Origin of the sequence: Massilia alkalitolerans DSM 17462 (genome assembly GCF_000427785.1) — a bacterium.
GTDB lineage: Bacteria > Pseudomonadota > Gammaproteobacteria > Burkholderiales > Burkholderiaceae_D > Telluria > Telluria alkalitolerans.
Window position 1 is genome coordinate 35,417 of the sequence record NZ_ATYR01000029.1, and the last position, 19,069, is coordinate 54,485.

Annotated in this window: 11 protein-coding genes and 1 pseudogene; 8 read left to right on the plus strand and 4 right to left on the minus strand. The window is 63.9% G+C overall.

The window, feature by feature from the left end; genetic code table 11:
- Positions 1–4: 4 nt before the first annotated feature.
- The 3 genes from YWC_RS0122185 to YWC_RS30340 are packed head-to-tail and all read right to left on the minus strand — an operon-like array spanning position 5 to position 3,140.
- Positions 5–1,114: a hypothetical protein gene (locus YWC_RS0122185; protein WP_027867367.1), complete on the minus strand. Its 1,110-nt coding sequence runs from the start codon at positions 1,112–1,114 to the stop codon at positions 5–7.
- Entirely contained in the window at positions 1,111–2,109 is a 999-nt protein-coding gene (locus tag YWC_RS33010; protein ID WP_051306651.1) for a hypothetical protein, read from the minus strand. Before YWC_RS33010 ends, YWC_RS0122185 begins: the two co-directional genes overlap by 4 nt.
- 26 nt (positions 2,110–2,135) lie before the next feature.
- Entirely contained in the window at positions 2,136–3,140 is a 1,005-nt protein-coding gene (locus YWC_RS30340) for a deazapurine DNA modification protein DpdA family protein (RefSeq protein WP_156923839.1), read from the minus strand.
- A gap of 196 nt (positions 3,141–3,336) precedes the next feature.
- Between YWC_RS30340 and YWC_RS30345 the strand changes: the two genes are divergently transcribed.
- The 3 genes and pseudogenes from YWC_RS30345 to YWC_RS30350 all read left to right on the plus strand — a co-directional run bounded on the left by YWC_RS30345 (position 3,337) and on the right by YWC_RS30350 (position 8,584).
- Positions 3,337–3,882 (plus strand): TolC family protein, encoded by a 546-nt coding sequence (locus tag YWC_RS30345; RefSeq protein WP_051306653.1) that lies wholly within the window; start codon positions 3,337–3,339, stop codon positions 3,880–3,882.
- Entirely contained in the window at positions 3,879–5,453 is a 1,575-nt protein-coding gene (locus tag YWC_RS0122205) for an efflux RND transporter periplasmic adaptor subunit (RefSeq protein ID WP_027867368.1), read from the plus strand. The genes YWC_RS30345 and YWC_RS0122205 overlap by 4 nt, the downstream gene beginning before the upstream one ends.
- Positions 5,450–8,584 (plus strand): annotated as a pseudogene (locus tag YWC_RS30350) (efflux RND transporter permease subunit). The gene YWC_RS0122205 and the pseudogene YWC_RS30350 overlap by 4 nt, the downstream one beginning before the upstream one ends.
- Before the next feature lie 153 nt (positions 8,585–8,737).
- Here YWC_RS30350 and YWC_RS0122215 read toward each other — a convergent pair.
- On the minus strand, positions 8,738–9,076 hold the full coding sequence (locus YWC_RS0122215) for a hypothetical protein (protein WP_027867369.1): 339 nt from the start codon (positions 9,074–9,076) through the stop codon (positions 8,738–8,740).
- Between the two features lie 597 nt (positions 9,077–9,673).
- Between YWC_RS0122215 and YWC_RS0122220 the strand changes: the two genes are divergently transcribed.
- The 5 genes from YWC_RS0122220 to YWC_RS33885 all read left to right on the plus strand — a co-directional run bounded on the left by YWC_RS0122220 (position 9,674) and on the right by YWC_RS33885 (position 18,990).
- A complete protein-coding gene (locus YWC_RS0122220) occupies positions 9,674–12,385 on the plus strand; it encodes a TonB-dependent receptor (protein ID WP_027867370.1) in 2,712 nt (903 codons plus the stop codon).
- A gap of 80 nt (positions 12,386–12,465) precedes the next feature.
- Positions 12,466–13,158, plus strand: a complete 693-nt coding sequence (locus tag YWC_RS0122225) for a PepSY domain-containing protein (RefSeq protein WP_027867371.1) — start codon at positions 12,466–12,468, stop codon at positions 13,156–13,158.
- Positions 13,159–13,166: 8 nt separating this feature from the next.
- Positions 13,167–14,957 carry a 2Fe-2S iron-sulfur cluster-binding protein gene (locus YWC_RS0122230; RefSeq protein WP_169728148.1) on the plus strand — a complete coding sequence of 597 codons (1,791 nt, stop codon included), beginning with the start codon at positions 13,167–13,169 and terminating at the stop codon, positions 14,955–14,957.
- A 770-nt stretch (positions 14,958–15,727) separates the two neighbouring features.
- Complete coding sequence (locus tag YWC_RS0122235) at positions 15,728–17,605, plus strand: copper resistance system multicopper oxidase (protein WP_051306654.1); 1,878 nt, start codon at positions 15,728–15,730, stop codon at positions 17,603–17,605.
- Entirely contained in the window at positions 17,602–18,990 is a 1,389-nt protein-coding gene (locus YWC_RS33885; protein ID WP_229413162.1) for a copper resistance protein B, read from the plus strand. The genes YWC_RS0122235 and YWC_RS33885 overlap by 4 nt, the downstream gene beginning before the upstream one ends.
- The last annotated feature ends 79 nt before the right edge of the window (positions 18,991–19,069 follow it).

The window sequence follows — 19,069 nt, forward strand, 5'->3', positions numbered from 1 at the left end:
GCCGTCATGCAAATGCCAGCTGTCCGAGCCCTTCGTTCTCATCGAGATCGGCCTCGAGCTGGGATGGCGTGGTGGGCAAGTGATCCTCGATCCAGTCGGCAAGGGTCGTTTTCCCTATCCATCCCGCGGTCTCGCGCCTGAGGGCATTGTCGATCTGGAGCCAGCTCCAGCGGCCACCTGGCGCGGCCGCACCGAGACTTTGTCGGGTCGGGTAATGGCCGTGCACACCGACATAGGCGCCGACCCAGGCATGCAGATTGGGCTGGGTGAGCAGGCGTACAGCCGGGTATTCCTGGTCTAGCCATACACTCAGGCGCATCTTCTCTGACCAGCCCATCGCCCCCCGCTCCATCACGGCGTTGATCCTCTCCCACGTCCAGCCGCTTTTCGCAGCCACAGGCGTCTCGCAGTCCTTGGTAGGGAAGCAGCCGTGCATGGCTACGTGGTCCCGGACCCACCGGCGCAGGTTTGCCGGCGTGAGAAAACGCTCGTCCGGATATGTGCGATCCAGCCATCTGGCCAAGCTCTCGCCCACCACCCAGCGCCAGGTGCCGCGCGCCATGCTGCTCTCGACCTGGCCCCAGGTCCAGCCGGTGCCCTCGATCGGTCCGGACTTCGCTGTCGGCAGCGCGCGGGCGTTCCGATCGGCATAGTCCTCGACCCAGCGGCGCAGCCGCGATTCTGGCACTTCCTCGAACTCGGGATAATGCTTCTGCATCCATTTCGCCAGACTGCTGCCTGCCTGGATCAGGGTGTTGTCGAGGTGCGCCCAGGTGAAGTTGTGGCCAGCGATCCTGCCGGACTCCCGGAAAGGGAACTCGCCGTCGTGCGAAGTCCTGTACCCGGTCACCAGCTCGTTGATCCTGTCGGCAGTCAGGCGGGCCGACCGACTTCGCTTGAGCTGTGGGTACTGGTCGGCGAGCCATTCGGCCAGCGAGGTGCACGTTGTGAAGCCGAGCCTCCCAGTGCGAATCGCGTCGTTCACGGACAACCAGGTTCGATCGGCGCCAGCGATGGCGCCAGAGTGCGCGTGCGGGACTGCGCCGTCGTTGGCCGCCATGTGCGCGGTAACCCACTCCCGCAGCATGGCGCTGGTGATCGAAGATGGCGTCACGACATGCCCATTCCCGGCCCGTTCATATCGTCTTCATCGGCTTGCTCGCCGGCAGGGCAGTAGAGTTGGCCAGTGCTCGCCAGCGCGTCCTTCAGCTCCTCCCAGTGGGTCGCGACCCAGCCACTACCAGGCTTGTCGAAGTTCTGCTCGAGATCCGAGCGAACGCGGGTCAGCAAGGTTTGTGCGAGATGCTGCATGTGCACTTCATCCACACTGTTGTGCTGGAGTTCGGCATCCTGCTGAACCAGGCGAAGCGCGTCGCCAATGCCCCACGCAGCAAGGGCGACCCTGCGATCGCGCAACATCGTCGAAAGGTCAGCGTTCCCCAGCTTCTCGGTCATCAGCACGGCCAGTTTATTTTCCAGCTGCGCGCGCGTGCCAGTGTCCACGACCGAGCCCAGGATTTTCTCAACCTGCAGCGCGAGGTGCTTCGCTGCGGCATCCAGGTCGTTGCGGGTCAGCGCCTGTTCGAGGTCATTGCCGAAGTCCTTCGCAGTAGACGAATCGACGCTGTAGCGCACATTGCGGCTCACATACAGGCCATCTCCGCCGAACTCGAAGAGCCTGGGGCGATCGCCATGCCAGCATCCTTCCAGTTTCATCGCCTTCAAACCGTGGCCGTCGTCGAAATGGTTCGCAAGCGCGAACACGGCCCTGAGACTTGCGCCACCTTCGAATTCGTAGGTGTCGAGAAGCTTGTTGAATGCAACATCCTCCGCAGTACCGAAGTGCTGCGCGAGCAACCGCAGGTAGTCCTGGATGGATTCGTTGGCGGGATCGGGCAGCGGCAGATTCAGGTCGCTCGCCAGAGACGCAAGCCCGTCGTGAATTTCATCCCAGGTGGGTTCATCGGACTCGGACATGCTTGCGATGTAGACCTGGCCGTCGCCCGGCTGGCTTTCATCCAGATTGAATGCACCGAACAAGGCCTTGATGACTGGGGTCACGTTGTTCAGCACAATCACGCCAGTGGCGTCGTAATAGTTATTTGACATTCTACTTTCCTTAATAAAGTCGGGAGTTAGGCTGGTGCGAAAGTGCTCTCGGACGGGTTCTCTTCTCCGCCTTCTTCGTCTTGGTCTTCGTCAGGGAAGAGCTGTTCGAACCCTTGCTCCGCGTGCCAGGCCGGGTTTGGCCCGTCGATTTCGTTTCCTGTGATCAGGTCCAGCCAGGCACCCATATGCTCGTCCACCTCTTCCGCTTCGACAGGGAGCAGAGATGCGGTGCGGCTCACCTGCGTGCCGGCCGCGGCTGCTCGGTTTTTCGATACCCAGTCCAGCATGAATTGGCCTCGCAAGTCCATCGTGCGGCCAGTGGGATGTTCTTTGCGGGCAGCGAAGTCCCACGCGAGGGAGTCGATACTTGCAATGCGCGGGTGCTGGCCCAGGTGCTGCATGCTTCTGCCTTTGACCCCGAACAAATGTACGCGCGTATGTGGCGGCAAGATCCTGTCGAGGGTGTCGAGAACAGCGAAAACTCCTACCTCGCCATGCAAATTCCTCCGGCACATAGAGCCGATCCCGATCAGTTCGGGCCATTCCAAGAGAGGCAGCTTGTCAGCGCAGTAGACGTACTGCGCGGGCGTCCAGCCCTGCAGCACCGGCATGGGTGGCGGAAGGCCACGATCAGCCGCAGCACGGCGCAGGGCACTGAACATTCGGACGGTCTCAGCGACCCTGAACATCACGCCAGCTTTGTCGCCGGCGATCTCCGGTTCGACACAATGGTCCATACTCGCGTACCAGGACCAGTCGTAGGATTCGACCAAATTGAGGTACTGGTCAATCGACCAGGGGAAACCAAAATATTTTGACGCCGCCACGAAGCCGCCACTGTCTAAGGCTGCATTTAGCCCACCGAAATGGGCGCGATCGACCGTGCGCACGCTCGTGATCTCGCCGAGTTCATTGCGTCGCATGAAGGCGTTTGCCGAGAAAAGAACGGGGAGGCCGGCATCGCGTGCGATCTCGACCAGGCGGCCGCCCGGCAGCGGGATTCCCGCGCGGATCATCGCGGGGGAAGTCATTCGCTTCTCCAGTCGTCACTGGCCAACGCACGCCGCTCGCGCGCGTCCTCAGCCAGGTGTCGCACCCTGGTGCGCTGGCCGGCGATGGGCGCATGCATGTCGGCCGACATCGGCTGCGCGGTCATGATCGTTCGCAGGCTCGCCTGACTCTCCTGCAACTTTGGACAGACAGCTCGCGCAGCGTCCACAAAACCGCATGCTCGTGCGGGAACAGGAAGTGGCCTCCGCCGAGTCGAGCCTGGCCCAGGCGGACCGGAACCCTGACTGGAGTGTCGAACTGGCGTACCAGCAGCGCGGCCCTGCCTATTCGGACATGGTATCGGTCGCCGTGTCGGTCCCCCTGCAGTGGAACCGGAAAAACCGGCAGGATCGTGCCCAGGCTGCGAAGCTGGCCACCGTGGAGCAGCTCAAGGCCGAGAATGAGGAAGCATTGCGGTCGGACCTCGCCCAGGTACGCGCGATGATGGACGAATGGACCGTTAACCGTGAGCGCATCGACCGCTACTCGCGTGAACTGGTTCCGCTGGCGCAGGCCCGGATCGAGGCCAGCTTGGCCGCCTACCGCGGTGGCAAGGCCAGCTTGGCCGACGTGCTGTCGGCGAGGCGCGAGGAGGTCGACGTGCGGCTGCAGGCCCTGCAGCTGGAAGCCGAGACCGCCCGACTTTGGGCGCAATTGAACTTCCTCTTCCCACAAGGCGAGCCGACAGCACCAGGCATGCAGATCACCGGAGGGCGCCAATGAACACGAAGCGAATCGTGGGGGTAGTGCTTGTGGCGGGCGCTGCCGCCGTCGCTGGTTACGGCCTCTACTGGCTAGGCGAGCAAAATGGCGCAAAGATGGGCAAGGCCGGCACCGTTACCGGCACGCCTACGCAACCACCTGGCGGGGACGGCATGGTCGATCCCGCCACGGGGCGGCGCGTATTGTACTGGCATGACCCCATGGTGCCGGGCCAGCGTTTTGACAAACCTGGCAAGTCTCCGTTCATGGACATGCAGCTCGTGCCGGTATTTGCTGACGAGGCGGGCGGGCAGGGCGGGGTCGCGATCGATCCGCGGCTGCAGCAGAACCTGGGGATGCGCACCGCCGAGGTCACGAAGTCCAGCATGACCCAGGCCGTCGAAGCGGTCGGCAACGTGGCGTACAACGAGCGCGACGTCACACTGGTACAGGCACGGAGCAACGGTTTCGTCGAGCGCCTCCACGTGCGGGCTCCGCTCGATCCGGTACGCAAGGGCCAGCCCCTCGCGGAACTCTATGTTCCTGAATGGATCGCCGTTCAGGAGGAGTATCTTGCGGTCAGGCGAATGACTGGATCGGGGACGGACGCCATGGCCGACGCTGCCCGCCAACGCATGCGCCTGGCGGGCATGACGGAAGACCAGGTGCGCCGGGTTGTCTCTTCCGGGAAAGTGGTGGCACGGGTTACCTTGAGCGCGCCTGCCAGCGGTGTCGTAACAGACCTGGCCGTGCGCGAGGGAATGACCGTGTCGGCAGGAGCGCCGCTATTCCGTATCAACGGTCTGGACCGCATCTGGGTGAATGCGGAGGTGCCGGAAGCGCTATCCGGGCAGGTCCGTCCAGGCGTCGCCGTCGAGGCACACACGCCAGTCATGCCCGGCGCGGTTTTCAAGGGCAAGGTCAGCGCAGTCCTGCCCGACGTGAGTGCGACAACCCGGACATTGAAGGCGAGGGTGGAGCTGGCGAATACCGGGCATCAGCTGGTGCCCGGCATGTTTGCGAACGTGGTCTTCGTGCCGGCAGCCCGCGAAGACGTCCTGAGTGTTCCCACCGAATCGGTCATCCTGACGGGACAACGCTCCCTCGTGATCCTTGCCGAGGACAAGGGCCGCTTCCGGCCCGTGGATGTCGAGGTCGGGGCGGAGACCGGCGACCGGACCGAGATCCGCAAGGGACTGGAAGCAGGGCAGAGGGTCGTCGTGTCGGGGCAATTCCTGATTGATTCGGAAGCCAGCCTGAGGGGTGTGGTCAGCAGGATGAACGAAGCTGCGCAAGCCGGCGTGGACGCGAAGGCTGGCACTGAAGCCCCGGTGGAACGTTCGGACATTCACAAAGCTGAAGGCAAGGTGGAGGCGATCGGGAAGGACAGTCTCACGCTGTCGCACGGACCGGTCGCAAGCCTGAAGTGGCCTGCGATGACGATGGACTTCCAGTTCGCGCCCGATGTCCTGCCCGCCGGTGTCAAGGTGGGCGATACCGTCAGTTTCGAGTTCCGCCAGACTCCGGAGGGTGAATACGCGATCACCAGGATGGTGCGCACATCCGGCGGCGGGACGGGAGCTGGGGGATGATTGCGAAACTGATCCGCTGGTCCATCGCCAACCGCTTCCTGGTCCTGCTTGCGACCGTCATCGCTACCGCTTGGGGCATCTGGTCCCTGCAACGCACGCCGCTCGATGCGATTCCCGACCTGTCGGACGTGCAGGTCATCATCCGCACCGCGTATTCGGGGCAGGCGCCGCAGATCGTCGAGAACCAGGTCACGTACCCGTTGACGACCACCATGCTGTCGGTGCCCGGCGCGAAGACCGTGCGCGGCTATTCCTTCTTCGGGGATTCCTTCGTCTACATCCTGTTCGAAGACGGCACCGATCCCTATTGGGCGCGCTCCCGGGTGCTCGAGTACCTGAACCAGGTACAGTCGCGGCTGCCCACCCAGGCCAGGGCGTCGCTCGGTCCCGATGCCACCGGTGTCGGCTGGGTATTCGAATACGCACTGGTCGACCGTACTGGCAGGATGGACCTCTCGCAGCTGCGTGCGCTGCAGGACTGGTTCCTGAAGTACGAGCTCAAGACCGTCCCCAACGTTGCCGAAGTGGCCAGCGTCGGCGGCATGGTCCGCCAGTAACAGATCGTGCTCGACCCGGACCGGATGCGGGCGCATAACGTCGCGCATAGCACAGTGGTCGACGCCGTACGCAAGGCCAACCAGGAGACCGGCGGCTCTGTGCTCGAGCTCGCCGAAGCCGAGTACATGGTGCGCGCGTCGGGCTACCTGCAGTCGCTCGACGACTTCCGGAAAATTCCCCTCCTGAGCACGGAGGCGGGTGTTCCGGTACGGCTGGGGGACGTCGCGCATATCCAGATCGGGCCGGAAATGCGGCGCGGTATCGCCGAGTTGAACGGCGAAGGCGAGGTGGCTGGCGGCGTGATCGTGATGCGGTCGGGGAAGAACGCGCTCGACACCATCGCGGCGGTCAAGGCCAAGCTGGCTACGCTCAAACCGGGTCTGCCCGCCGGCGTGGAGATCGTCCCGACCTACGACCGCTCCGGCCTCATCGAGCGGGCCGTCACGAACCTGGAGCGCAAGCTGGTTGAGGAGTTCATCGTCGTCGCCGTAGTCTGCGCGATTTTCCTGTTCCACCTGCGTTCAGCGTTCGTGGCGATCGTCACTTTGCCGATCGGGATCCTGATTGCCTTCATCGTGATGCATTACCAGGGCGTGAACGCCAACATCATGTCGCTGGGCGGCATCGCGATCGCCGTCGGCGCCATGGTGGACGCCGCCGTGGTGATGATCGAGAACGCGCACAAGCATATCGAGGCCTGGAACCACGCGCATCCGCAACAGGAACTGAAGGGCGAGGAGCGCTGGCGCGTCATCGGCGACGCCGCGGTCGAAGTCGGCCCGGCCCTGTTCTTTTCCCTCTTGCTCATCGTCCTGTCCTTCCTGCCGGTGTTCGCCCTGGAAGCGCAGGAGGGCAGATTGTTCGCGCCGCTGGCCTTCACCAAGACCTACGCGATGGCCGCAGCGGCCGGCCTTGCGGTGACGCTGATCCCGGTCCTGATGGGTTACCTGATTCGCGGCCGGATCCCTGAAGAACACAGGAATCCCGTCAACCGTGTCCTGATCAAGCTGTACCGTCCCTTGCTGGACGCGGTGCTGCGCCATCCGAAGGCGACCCTGCTTGCCGCGGCGCTCGTCTGCGTCGTGACGGCCTGGCCGCTGCTGCGGCTCGGCGGCGAATTCATGCCGCCGCTCGACGAAGGCGACCTGCTGTACATGCCGTCGGCGCTGCCCGGCCAGTCGGCCGGCAAGGCATCGGAACTGCTGCAGCAGACCGACCGCCTGATCAGGACCGTGCCCGAAGTGCAGACTGTGTTCGGCAAGGCTGGCCGGGCCGAAACGGCGACCGATCCCGCGCCGCTGGAGATGTTCGAGACAACGATCCAGTTCAAGCCCCGCAACCAGTGGCGGCCAGGCATGACGCCCGACAAGCTGGTGGCGGAGCTGGACCGGGTGGTGAAGGTGCCCGGGCTATCGAACATCTGGGTGCCGCCGATCCGGAACAGGATCGATATGCTCGCCACCGGGATCAAGAGCCCGGTCGGCGTCAAGATTTCAGGAACCGACCTGCAGGCGATCGACCGCGTCGCGGCCGAGGTCGCGCGTATCGTCAAGCGCATCCCGGGCGTCAGCTCGGCGCTGGCCGAAAGGCTCGGTGGCGGGCGCTACATCGATGTCACGGTCGACCGCGACGCGGCCGCACGCTATGGCCTGAACATTGCGGACGTCCACAGCATCGTCTCGGCCTCGATCAGCGGCGACACGATCGGTGAAACCGTCGAGGGCCTCCAGCGCTTCCCGATTAGCGTGCGCTATCCACGCGGGATCCGCGACTCGCTGGAGAAGCTGCGGCAACTGCCGGTCCTCACCGAGCGCGGCGGCCAGATTCGCCTGGGCGACGTCGCGACCCTGCGCATCAACGACGGCCCGCCGATGATCAAGAGCGAGAACGCGCGCCCGTCCGGCTGGGTGTATGTGGACATCGCGGGACGCGACATCCGGTCCGCCGTCCGCGAGATGCAGGAAGCGGTCGCAAAGGAAGTGATGCTTCCGGCGGGCTATGCGATCGCATGGTCGGGGCAGTTCGAGTATCTGGAGCGGGCAAGCGCGAAGATGAAGGTCGTGGTCCCGGCGACACTCCTGATCATCTTCGTGTTGCTGTACCTGACCTTCGGCAGGATGGGCGAGGCGGCGTTGATCATGGCGACACTGCCGTTCGCACTGGCTGGCGGGATCTGGCTACTGTGGGCGCTTGGGCACCAGGTGTCGGTCGCGAGTGCAGTCGGTTTCATTGCGCTTGGGGGAGTGGCTGCCGAATTCGGCGTGATCATGCTCCTGTACCTGAAGCACGCTTGGGACGACCGTTGCAGGGCCGGCCGGCGCACCGAAGCCGACCTGCTCGACGCGATCAGGGAAGGGGCGGTGCTGAGGGTATGGCCAAAGGCCATGACGGTCGCGGTCATCGTTGCCGGGCTGGTTCCGATCCTGATCACCTCCGGCACGGGGTCGGAAATCATGCAGCGTATTGCCGCGCCGATGGTGGGCGGGATGGTGACCGCCCCCTTGCTGTCGATGTTTGTCGTTCCGGCGGTGTACCTGCTGATGCGCAGACGCGACCTGCGCCCGAAAGCATGAAAAATCTGCTTCATTCCGGGGCAGGTGGCGGAACGGGCGCACCACCATCGGGCAGCGAGAACGGGCGCGCAATTTTATGTTGCAGGTGCAACAAAATTAGTGCCGATCCCGGCCGTGTCATGCTACATTGACCATATGCGGAATCGGTTACGGCTATTTTTCTTGTGCCTGCTCATCGTCTCCCTGCCCATGCAAAGCATCGCGGGAGTGGCGAGATTCGAATGCGGCATGAGCCATCATCCCCTGGACGACAGCAGTGTCCAGGCGGACGACATGCCGATGGCGGAGATGATGCACGAAGCCACGCATGAAGAATCGCACGAGCACGATGTCGCAGCCATGCAGGGCGCCAGCCAGTCCGACGAAGACTGCGAGAGCGATCACGAGCGTGCTGGTTGTGGAACCTGCACAGGTTGCTGCCTTGGTGCGGCCGCGCCACCCCCGGTCGTTTCCGGCACCGCTGTCGAAGAAGCAGTAAGCGACGTCCGGCAATTTTCACTCTCTTCCTTCCCCGGGCATATTCCTGCCCGCATAGAACGTCCCCCTCGAGCTGCCTGATCGACATGCGTCGAAACGGACACTTGCGGCTGATCCTGTCTTTGCCTGGTCCGCTTTGCGTAGCAAAGCGCGCCGTTTGGTTGTGCATCCCAGACGACCAAGGGTGGCAGTCCGACGTTCCGTTCCCGGCGGCCGACGCCATACCCATGTGCACTCGCCATGGTCCGACGACGATTTTCGCTCGTCTGCGGTCTGACAGGCTGCTGGGCTGAAGGGCAATCCGGATTGGTGTCGTCGAATGAAAACGGGATGTGTGAGCGGTATCGCCACGCACATGGGCGGAGCTTTGCCCGTCCACCCCGCAGGCCCCAAATTTCAAACAACCATCGGTTTAAACCGGTTTCACAATTTTTTATGTGGCCTACTGGCACAGAAATAGCTTTTTGTTGCGCTCACTTCATTTTGCGAATAAATTAAAAAAAAGCGCTTATCTGTATAGACAACTTGCTTCCAGTGTCGTTTCGTCTGTTGCCGTGCGCTTTGCGTCACGGCTGATCCTGAGTCTTCACAAAAACAAAACCCGGAGGGTAAATGGCTTACAAGTACATCCCAGCAACCACTGCCGCGCTCGCACTGATGATGGTGCAGCAGGGCGCGCACGCACAGCAACCTGCGACGACTGGCGACCCCGCCTCGGGTCCCGGGATGGAACGTGTCCAGATCACGGGCAGCCGGATCAATCTGCGCCAGGAGCAGATCTCGGGCGTGGGCCCGGTAACGGTGATCGATGCCGAGACCATCCAGCGTTCGGGCGCAATCTCGGTCGAAACCCTGCTGCAGCGCCTGCCGTCGTCGGCCGGCACCGCGGGCAACCAGTCCAGCGCCTACTGGACCAGCAACGGCTACGGGACCACGCAGGTGAACCTGCGTGGCCTGGGCATCGACCGCACCCTGGTCCTGTTGAACGGACGGCGCGTCGTCTCGGGCGGGACGGGGGCCAACAGCTCGGTCGACCTGAACATGATCCCGGTCGCGATGATCGAACGCATCGAAGTGCTGAAGGACGGTGCCTCGGCGATCTACGGTGCCGATGCCGTCGCCGGCGTGGTGAACATTATCACCAAGAAGGCCTTCGACGGCGTCGACGCTGCCGTCCGTTACGGCAAGACCGATCGCGGCGATGGCGACGAGAAGTCCGTAGACCTGGTGTGGGGCATGCGCGGCGAGCGTGGATCGCTCGTCTCCTCCCTGAACTATTCCGAAAGCGGACCGGTTAACCTGGCGTCGCGTGCGCCATGCTCGCTGTTCGAGGAGGACGGAGAACTGGTCTGCTCGGGAAGCTCGTCGACCATCGGCGGCCGTGCACGCCTGGCCGATGGCCGCCGCGTCAACTTCAACCAGGATCCCAACGGTAATCCGCGCGGGTTCGAGACCTACAGCGCGGCCAAGCACGCCTACAACAGCAACCCCTTCCTCAACGCGGTCAACCCGATCAAGCGGATCGGCGTCAGCGCCTTCGGCAACCTCCGCCTGAACGACCAGGTGGACCTGTTCACGGAACTGATGTTCACGAACCGGAAATCCGAACAGCTGGCAACGCCGGGCGCCATCGGTGTGTACCGTCCGATCAATATCGCAGCGAGCCACCCGACCAATCCAACCGGCCAGGACCTGACGCTGGAGCGCCGCCGCGTGGCAGAAGTCGGACCGCGCTACTTCTTCCAGGAGACGAACACTTTCCGCGTCGTCGCCGGACTCAAGGGCAGGCTGGCGGATACCTGGGACTGGTCGGCATCGCTGAACTTGGGCCGCAACACCGGTATCGACGGGATGACCAACATCATCAACCTCGACCGCGTCGACGCGACCCTGAATGCCGCCACTTGCGGCAAGAGCCCGACGGCCGCGCCTTGCGGCAACTACCTCGGTTATGGAAACCTCAGCCCGGCCGTTCTGGACTACATCCACTTCACCACACGCGACCACGGCGGCAACGACCAGAAGAGCTTCAATGCCAGCGTCAGCGGCGAGCTGTTCTTGCTGCCGGCCGGCCCGGTCGGTTTCGCCTCTGGCTTCGAATACCGTCGCGAGCAGGGGTGGCGCGATCCCGACAGCCTGATCGTCTCGGGCGCCGCCAACACGCCCGCCATGGATCCGATCGCCGGCGAGTACAGCGCACGCGAGATCTTCGCCGAGCTGTCCGTTCCGCTGCTGGCGAAGCTGCCGCTGGTGCAGGCGCTGAACCTGAATGCCGCCGCGCGCTACTCCGATTACAGCCTGTTCGGCTCCCAGGGCACCTACAAGCTCGGTCTGGACTGGCAGGTCATCCCGTCGCTGAAGGTGCGCGCGAACCGCTCGACCGCGTTTCGCGTTCCCAACGTTCCCGAACTGTTCGGTGGCGTGTCCGAAGGTAATCTGACCACGACCGACCCATGCAACAACTGGAATACCATGGACCCGAATTCGGCGGTCTACAAGAACTGCCAGGCATCCGGGGTGCCGGTGGGCTTCCGCCAGTTCGGTCCCTCGATCCTGACCACCGGCGGGGGCAACCCGAACCTGGAACCGGAGGAGGCAGACACCTTCACCGTGGGCGCTGTCTGGACGCCGACCAAGGCGCTGACCCTGACGCTCGACTACTTCAACATCGAGATCGACAATGCGATCGAGACCGTGCCGGGATCGACCAAGCTGTCGGTGTGCTACAACTCGCCGGGCCTGAGCCACATCTTCTGCAACCCGTCCAGCTTCACGCGCGATCCGCGTACCGGCGAAATCAACTTCCTGTCCTCGCAGCCGGCCAACGCGGCGCAGCAGCGGGTGTCGGGCATCGACGTCGGCGCACTGTATGACTTCTCGCTGTTCGGCTGGACCTCGTCCCTGCAGGCCGATGTCTCGCGCCTGAACCGCTTCGACGTCGCGCCGTTCCCCGGTGGCGACGTGATCGAATACGCGGGGAAGATCACCGGCGGCCGCGGAAGCTACGCGAAATGGCGTTCGACCGCGTCGCTGACCATGGCGAAGGGGCCGTGGTCGGGGGCCTACACGGTCCAGCACATCGGCAAGGCTGACGATATCAATGCCGCGCCGGAAGACATCGGCGCCCGTGCGCCGAGCGTCCTCTATCACAACGCCAGCGTCAAATACGCCTTCAGCAAGGCGATGGCGCTCTCGTTTGGCGTCGACAACCTGTTCGACAAACGTCCGCCGTATATCCAGAGCTGGACTGACGGGAATACCGACACGATGACCTACGACCTACTTGGACGCCGCTGGCATGTCCGCCTCGGCTACAAGTTCTGACCGCCGGCCGTGATATAAAGCCGGTCGTTCCGATCCCGGCCCGTCGCGCGGGCCGGGTTACTCACTTCACTGTCAATACTATGCAATCAGCTTTCTGGGTGCGCCGCGCCCATAAATGGATCGGACTGGTCATCGGGGTGCAGGCCCTGTTATGGATGATCAGCGGCCTGTACATGGTCGTGGTACCGATCGATGTGATCCATGGCGACCACCTGGCGCACGTGCCGACCGAACAGCTCGAGCCGTCCAGCCCTCGCACCACGCAGGCACAGCTCCATGCGGACCATCCGGGCATCACGTCGGTCCGTATGAAGCGCCTGCTCGGCAAGGAGGTTTACGAAATCAAGCAGGGCAAGACGACGAGCCTGATCGATGCGGCGAGCGGCAAGACCATCAGTCCACTCGACCGGGACAGCATCGCAGCGCTGGCCGACGCCGCCTACGTGGGGGAGGGCAGCATTCGCTGCATCGAGTGGGTCACCAAGGCTCCGCAGGAGGTCGGCGCGCGGCCGGTGCCGCTGTGGGCCGTGCACTATGACGAGCCGGGCAAGAGCACGCTGTACTACTCGCCGTATTCGGGCGACCTGGTCGCACGCCGTCATGAACTGTGGCGATGGTTCGACTTCGTGTGGATGTTCCACATCATGGATTATGAAGAGCGCGAAAACGTCAACAATACCCTGCTGCGGGTCGCGTCGATCAGCGGCCTGGCATTCGCCTTGAGCGGCGTGTGGCTGCTCTTTTACAGCTTCCAGAGGAGGACGGAAGCATGAGCCACTGGATGAGAAAGCTGCACAAGTGGGTTGGACTGATCATCGGGATCCAGTTCCTGCTATGGATGTCGAGTGGCGTGATGATGAGCCTGCTCGATGCGAACAAGGTGCAGGGACGCGAGTTCCGCATCAAGCCGCCGGCGCCTGCCGCCTGGCCCGCGAATGTACTGGCCCCGGAAGCGGTACTGGCCGCGAGCACTGACAAGGTCATGGCGATCACTTCCGGCTGGCTGCTCGAGCGGCCGGTGTACCGGCTCCAGAACGACAAGCGCAGCTGGCTGGTCAGCGCGACCGACGGCCGCACCGTGTCGGTCGACGCGCCGCTCGCACAGGCGATCGCGAGCGCTTCGTATTCCGGCAGCGGGAAGCCGGCAATGCCTCGCCTGCTGAACTATTCGCTGGAGGCGCGGGCACACAAGGAACCCGTATGGCGCATCGACTTCGCCGATGCGGACGACACGACGGTCTATGTCTCCAGCGTCTCCGGCAACGTGCTCGAGCACCGCAACAGCACCTGGCGGCTGTTCGACATCTTCTGGATGCTCCACATCATGGACTACAGTGAGCGCATCGATTTCAACAACCCGCTGCTGGTGTCGAGTGCGATCGGCGGCCTGTGGATGGCCTTGAGCGGCGTGTGGCTCCTGTTCACCAGCGTTCGCCTGGCCGAGTTCGTGCCGGCGCGCTGGCGCAGGCAGCGCCGCGTGAACCTGCTCGGCGGCGCCGGGCAAGTGGCGCGTTCGATCGATGCGGCCGAAGGCGACACCGTGTTCCGCGCACTTGCGCGTTCGGGCCTGCAGCTGCCGTCGAACTGCGGGGGCGGGCAAAGCTGCGGCCTCTGCGAAGTCCGCTGCATCGGCCAGGCGCCCGAGCCCACGGCTGCCGACCGGGCCTTGCTGTCGCCGCAGAAGCTCGCGGCGGGTTACCGGCTCGCGTGCAACCTTCCGGTGAAGCTCAGCCTCGACATCGAGGTAGCCGACACCGCCGCGCTGGAGGAAGAGTACGCCGCCACGGTCACCGGGATCAAGGCGCTGACCCCGTTCCTGCGCGAGATCACGCTGCGGCCTCAGCGTCCGATCGACTGCCGGCCCGGCGCCTACCTGCAGGTGCACGTGCCGGCCTATGCGCGCGAGGCCAGTCACATCGACGTTCCGGAGCATCACCGCGAGGACTGGCGCGCCGTGGGTGGCTTGGCGCAACTGGTGAACGATGCGCCGGTGCGCCGCTGCTATTCGATCTCCGTTCCGGTCGAGCAGGTGGATGGCCAGCTGTCCTTCCTCGTGCGTTTCATGCCGGGGGATAGGCCAGGCCGGGGATGCGGCTACATGTACACGCTCAGGGAAGGCGACGAGGTCCGCTTCAGCGGCCCGTTCGGCGACTTCGCGCTCAAGCCCGGCAGCCGCGAGAAGGTGTTCATCGGCGGCGGGGCGGGCATGGCGCCTTTGCGCGCCATGATCCATGAACTCCTCTCGAAAGGCGCCGGCGAGCCGCTGCATTTCTGGTACGGCGCGCGCAGCCTGCGCGATGCGCCCTATGTCGGGGAGATGGAAGCGTTCGCCCGGGAGCACCTGAACTTCCGGTGGCACCTGGTGCTTTCGGAGGCGCCAGGCAACGGAGGCGAACCGGTGCGCCTCGTGCACGAGGCGGTCCGCGACGGCCTGCTGCGCGGTCGCGGCGACATCGCTTCGCTCGACTTCTACGTTTGCGGTCCGCCAGCGATGCTGGACGCTACACGCAGGATGCTGCGCGAGATGGGAGTGCACGATGCGCAGGTCGCGTTCGACGATTTCAAGGTCTGACGCCCGACTTGGCCATCTGTGCTGACGGAAGACCAGCCAGGCCGGGACAGCAAGGCCTGGTCTGGTTGGGTTGCCGAGTGATAAGATACTCGGCGACCCTCGGTCTGCTGCTCTAGCGAAACGTGTGCGCCGCACGTGTCGGACATGCTAGATTCGCCGCATGCGTCATAGGCTACGGACATTCTTATTGTGTCTCCTGTTCGTCTCTCTGCCGATACAAAGTATCGCCGGGGTCACGATGTTTCAGTGCGCCATGGCGAACGCTTCGCGCGCTGGTGCTAGCACCGAGCCGGTCATGCACCCTGCGCATAACATGCAGGCAGCAATGGCGGACAGCGGTATGCAGGACGATATGTCGATGGCTTCTGCCAGCAGCACGATGTCCGACGACGACTGCGAAAGCATGGGAAGCCACAAGTGTTCGAGCTGCGGATGCTGTATCGGCAGCTATGCCCCTCCGCCCGTGGTAACCGTAGCAGCCGCGCAGGCTCCTGCGCAGATCGTACACCCCCAGTCTTCCCCTTCCTTCACCGGGCCGGTTCCGGCCCGACTCGATCGACCTCCTAGAGCCGCACTGTTACTTTTGTCGTGACATGGAGCAGCGCGCTGTGTGGCGTGATGTTCGATCGGCTCCCCCTTTCCTGCCGTAGGCCTCACGCCTTCCATTTCGCGCATTTCCGGAAATCTTTGATGCGGACATTCGATGCGCGGACCGGCGCATCCTGCTCGCGCGTCGAAAGCAGGTGTTTATTTCCTCATTGGAGACTGATATGAATGTGTTGGAACTGGATACCAATTGCCAGAGCAGTTGGCGCCGCCGTTTTCTGCAGGGACTCGGCGCAGCGGCCGGGCTCGCCGGGCTAAGCCCGCGTCTGTTGTTCGCGCAGCAAAGCGACCGAGGCGCATTGCGGGGAACCGAGTTCGACCTGGTTATCGGGCCCACGCCCGTCAACTACACCGGCGCCGACCGGATCGCCACCGCGGTCAATGGCCAGGTGCCGGCACCGACGCTGTACTGGAACGAAGGCGACACGGTGACGATCCGTGTCACTAACCGCCTGCCGACGGTCAGCTCGATCCACTGGCACGGCATCCTGCTGCCCGCTGACATGGACGGTGTACCGGGCCTGAGTTTCTCCGGTATCGCCCCAGGCCAGACCTTTACCTACCGGTTCGAGGTAAAGCAGACGGGAACCTACTGGTATCACAGCCATTCGGGATTCCAGGAGCAAACCGGGCTGTACGGTCCGATCGTCATTCTCCCGAAAGGGGGGGAGCGGGTCCGCGCTGACCGGGACTACGTCGTCATGCTCTCGGACTGGACCGATGAGAAGCCTGAACGTGTGATGGCCAACCTGAAGAAGATGAGTGACTTCTTCAACAACAAACAGCCGACCTTCGGCGAGTTCGTACAGGACATCCAGCGCATGGGATTCGCGGCCGCAGTCGACAAGCGCAAGATGTGGAACCAGATGCGCATGATGCCGACCGACTTCAGCGATGTGACGGCCAGCAGGAACATCAGCGGCGCGCTGCGCTATCTGATCAACGGGGCGACCGCGGAGAAGAACTGGACGGGGATTTTCCGGCCCGGCGAGAAAGTGCGGCTTCGGTTCATCAATGGGGCCGCCACCACGATCTTCGACGTCCGCATTCCCGGATTGAAGATGACGGTGATTTCCGCGGACGGACAGGATGTGGAACCGGTTGCGGTCGACGAATTCCGCATATCGGTTGCCGAAACCTACGACGTGATTGTCGAACCGGTCGAAGACCGGGCCTACACGATCTTCGCCCAATCGATCGGGCGGTCGGGATCGGTACGCGCGACGCTCGCCCCGCGTCCCGGCATGCAGGCCCCGGTGCCCGACATCGATGAAGCGCAGTGGCTCACGATGGTCGACATGATGGGCGCCATGGCCATGGGAGGCGTGCATGGTGCGCACGGAGCAGCCATGCCGGGTATGGACCACGGCCCGGCAGCGGCGCCAGCTGCGGCAGCGGCAGCGGCAGCGCACAACATGCATTCGATGCCCCACGGCGAGACACAGCAGACAATGCCGGTGCAAGGCCCGCACGCAGGCCATGCGCAGATGGGGTCCCCGGCAGCCGGCCCCAGGCAGCCGCCCAAGGTGACCCACGCGCGCACCGAATACGGTCCTGGCGTCGACATGCGCGTCGACATGCCCAGGACGAACCTGGACGACCCCGGCGTGAACCTGCGCGACAACGGCCGCAGGGTGCTGACCTATGCCGACCTGCGTACCATCGGCGGGCCCGTCGACCCACGCGAACCGGCCCGCGAGATCGAGCTGCACCTGACCGGGAACATGGAGCGCTTCATGTGGTCGTTCGACGGCCAGAAGTTCTCGGAGTCCCTGCCCATCCACTTCCGGCATGGCGAACGCCTGCGGGTCGTCCTGGTGAACGACACGATGATGAATCACCCGATCCACCTGCATGGCATGTGGAGCGAGCTCGAGTCGGAATCGGGCCAGTTCCAGGTCCGCAAACACACCATCAACGTGCAACCAGCCCAGCGCGTCAGTTTCCGCGTGACCGCCGACGCGCTCGGGCATTGGGCGTTCCACTGTCATCTCATCTATCACATGGAAGCCGGTATGTTCAGGGAGGTCGTCGTATCATGAAAAACCAGTTCAAGCGGCCGATTCCCTACACATTGGCACTCGCCTTGCTGCTGTCGCAAAACGCCTGGGCGCAAAGGGATCCGGCCTCGGCAGGAAGCAACCAGTCGCGGGCGGCGCCCACGCGCGAGCAGTCTGCAGTTGATCATGCCGCAATGGGACATGGTAGCCCCGCGTCCACAAACAGCACCACTGCGCAGGAAACGCCAGCCCACCCACAGTCGGGTGCCCATACGAAACAGGCCACGGCGAAGCGCTCCGACAAGCCGGGCAAGAAGCAATCCGTCCAGTCCGGGCAGAAAGACCAGCCCCAGGAGCAGCACAGTGGCCATTCCGGACACACCATGCCTGCACAGCCAGCGGCAACGCAAGTACCAGCGGCATCCGGGCAGACACAACCAGTCGACCACGCAGCGATGGGACACGGCAGTTCCGCTCCTGCCGAAAGCACGCCCGCACAAGGCGCTCATGCAGGCCATGCCATGCCTGTACAGCCTCAACCTGCTCACCAGCAGGGGCAAGCCGGAACGGCGCAGGCGCCCGCCATGGATCATGCGGCGATGGGCCACCCGGCCGCAGGTACAGCGCCGGCCATGCCCACCCACTCGGGAAGGGCGCAAACAGGCCAGGCCAGCGGCGGGCACGACATGCAGATGGGCCGGATGCAGGGTGGACCGCCGCCGGCCGATGCGCGCGACCCCAGCGCCTATAACGAAGGCACGCGTTTTGCGCATCTTGGCAACCACGAGATGAACGATAACGCGCCCTTCTGGAAAGTCCTGGTGGACAAGGCCGAGGCAGCCAAGGGCGATGGCGAGCGCGGACAGAATGTCGAGCTCGAGGCCTGGTACGGCAACGACTATAACAAGGCCTGGGTCAAGGTCGAGGGAGAACGGCGGGGCGGGACGCTGGAAGCGGCGCGCACCGAGCTGCTGTGGGACAGGGCATTCGCGACCTTCTGGAGTACCCAGCTCGGCATCCGGCACGACAGCGGCGAGGGCAAGAGCCGGGACTGGCTCGCCTTTGGCGTGCAGGGCCTGGCGCCGTACTGGTTCGAGACCGAAGCCACAGCCTACTGGCGCCCGGGAAGCGGCCTTGCCGCGCGGCTCAACGCCAAGTACGAGGTCCTGTTCACACCGCGCCTGATTCTCGAACCCGAGATCGGCGCCAACCTGTACAGCCGCGCCGACCCGGAGCGCGGGACCGGAAGCGGGCTCTCGGACATCAATGCAGGCCTGCGCCTGCGCTATGAAATCACGCGCCAGTTCGCACCCTATGTCGGGGTGACCTGGAACAGGCAGTTCGGAAGGACCGCGGACATCACGCGGCAGCGTGGAGGAGACAGCAGCGAGGTGCAGGCTGTGGCCGGCGTCCGCTTCTGGTTCTGATCCCACGCGGAGCATCAGGATCGTCATTCGACGCACCACACAGGCGCGCGATGTCCTGGAAGGGGCGACCTGTCAATGA

What these genes read in the sequence shown, in the direction of transcription:
- YWC_RS33885 (WP_229413162.1), top strand. Translation starts at nt 17,602, where the DNA reads ATGAAAAACCAGTTCAAGCGGCCGATTCCCTACACATTGGCACTCGCC.
- YWC_RS30345 (WP_051306653.1), top strand. Translation starts at nt 3,337, where the DNA reads ATGCTCGTGCGGGAACAGGAAGTGGCCTCCGCCGAGTCGAGCCTGGCC.
- YWC_RS30340 (WP_156923839.1), bottom strand. Translation starts at nt 3,140, where the DNA reads ATGACTTCCCCCGCGATGATCCGCGCGGGAATCCCGCTGCCGGGCGGC.
- YWC_RS33010 (WP_051306651.1), bottom strand. Translation starts at nt 2,109, where the DNA reads ATGTCAAATAACTATTACGACGCCACTGGCGTGATTGTGCTGAACAAC.
- YWC_RS0122235 (WP_051306654.1), top strand. Translation starts at nt 15,728, where the DNA reads ATGAATGTGTTGGAACTGGATACCAATTGCCAGAGCAGTTGGCGCCGC.
- YWC_RS0122205 (WP_027867368.1), top strand. Translation starts at nt 3,879, where the DNA reads ATGAACACGAAGCGAATCGTGGGGGTAGTGCTTGTGGCGGGCGCTGCC.
- YWC_RS0122230 (WP_169728148.1), top strand. Translation starts at nt 13,167, where the DNA reads ATGAGAAAGCTGCACAAGTGGGTTGGACTGATCATCGGGATCCAGTTC.
- YWC_RS0122220 (WP_027867370.1), top strand. Translation starts at nt 9,674, where the DNA reads ATGGCTTACAAGTACATCCCAGCAACCACTGCCGCGCTCGCACTGATG.
- YWC_RS0122225 (WP_027867371.1), top strand. Translation starts at nt 12,466, where the DNA reads ATGCAATCAGCTTTCTGGGTGCGCCGCGCCCATAAATGGATCGGACTG.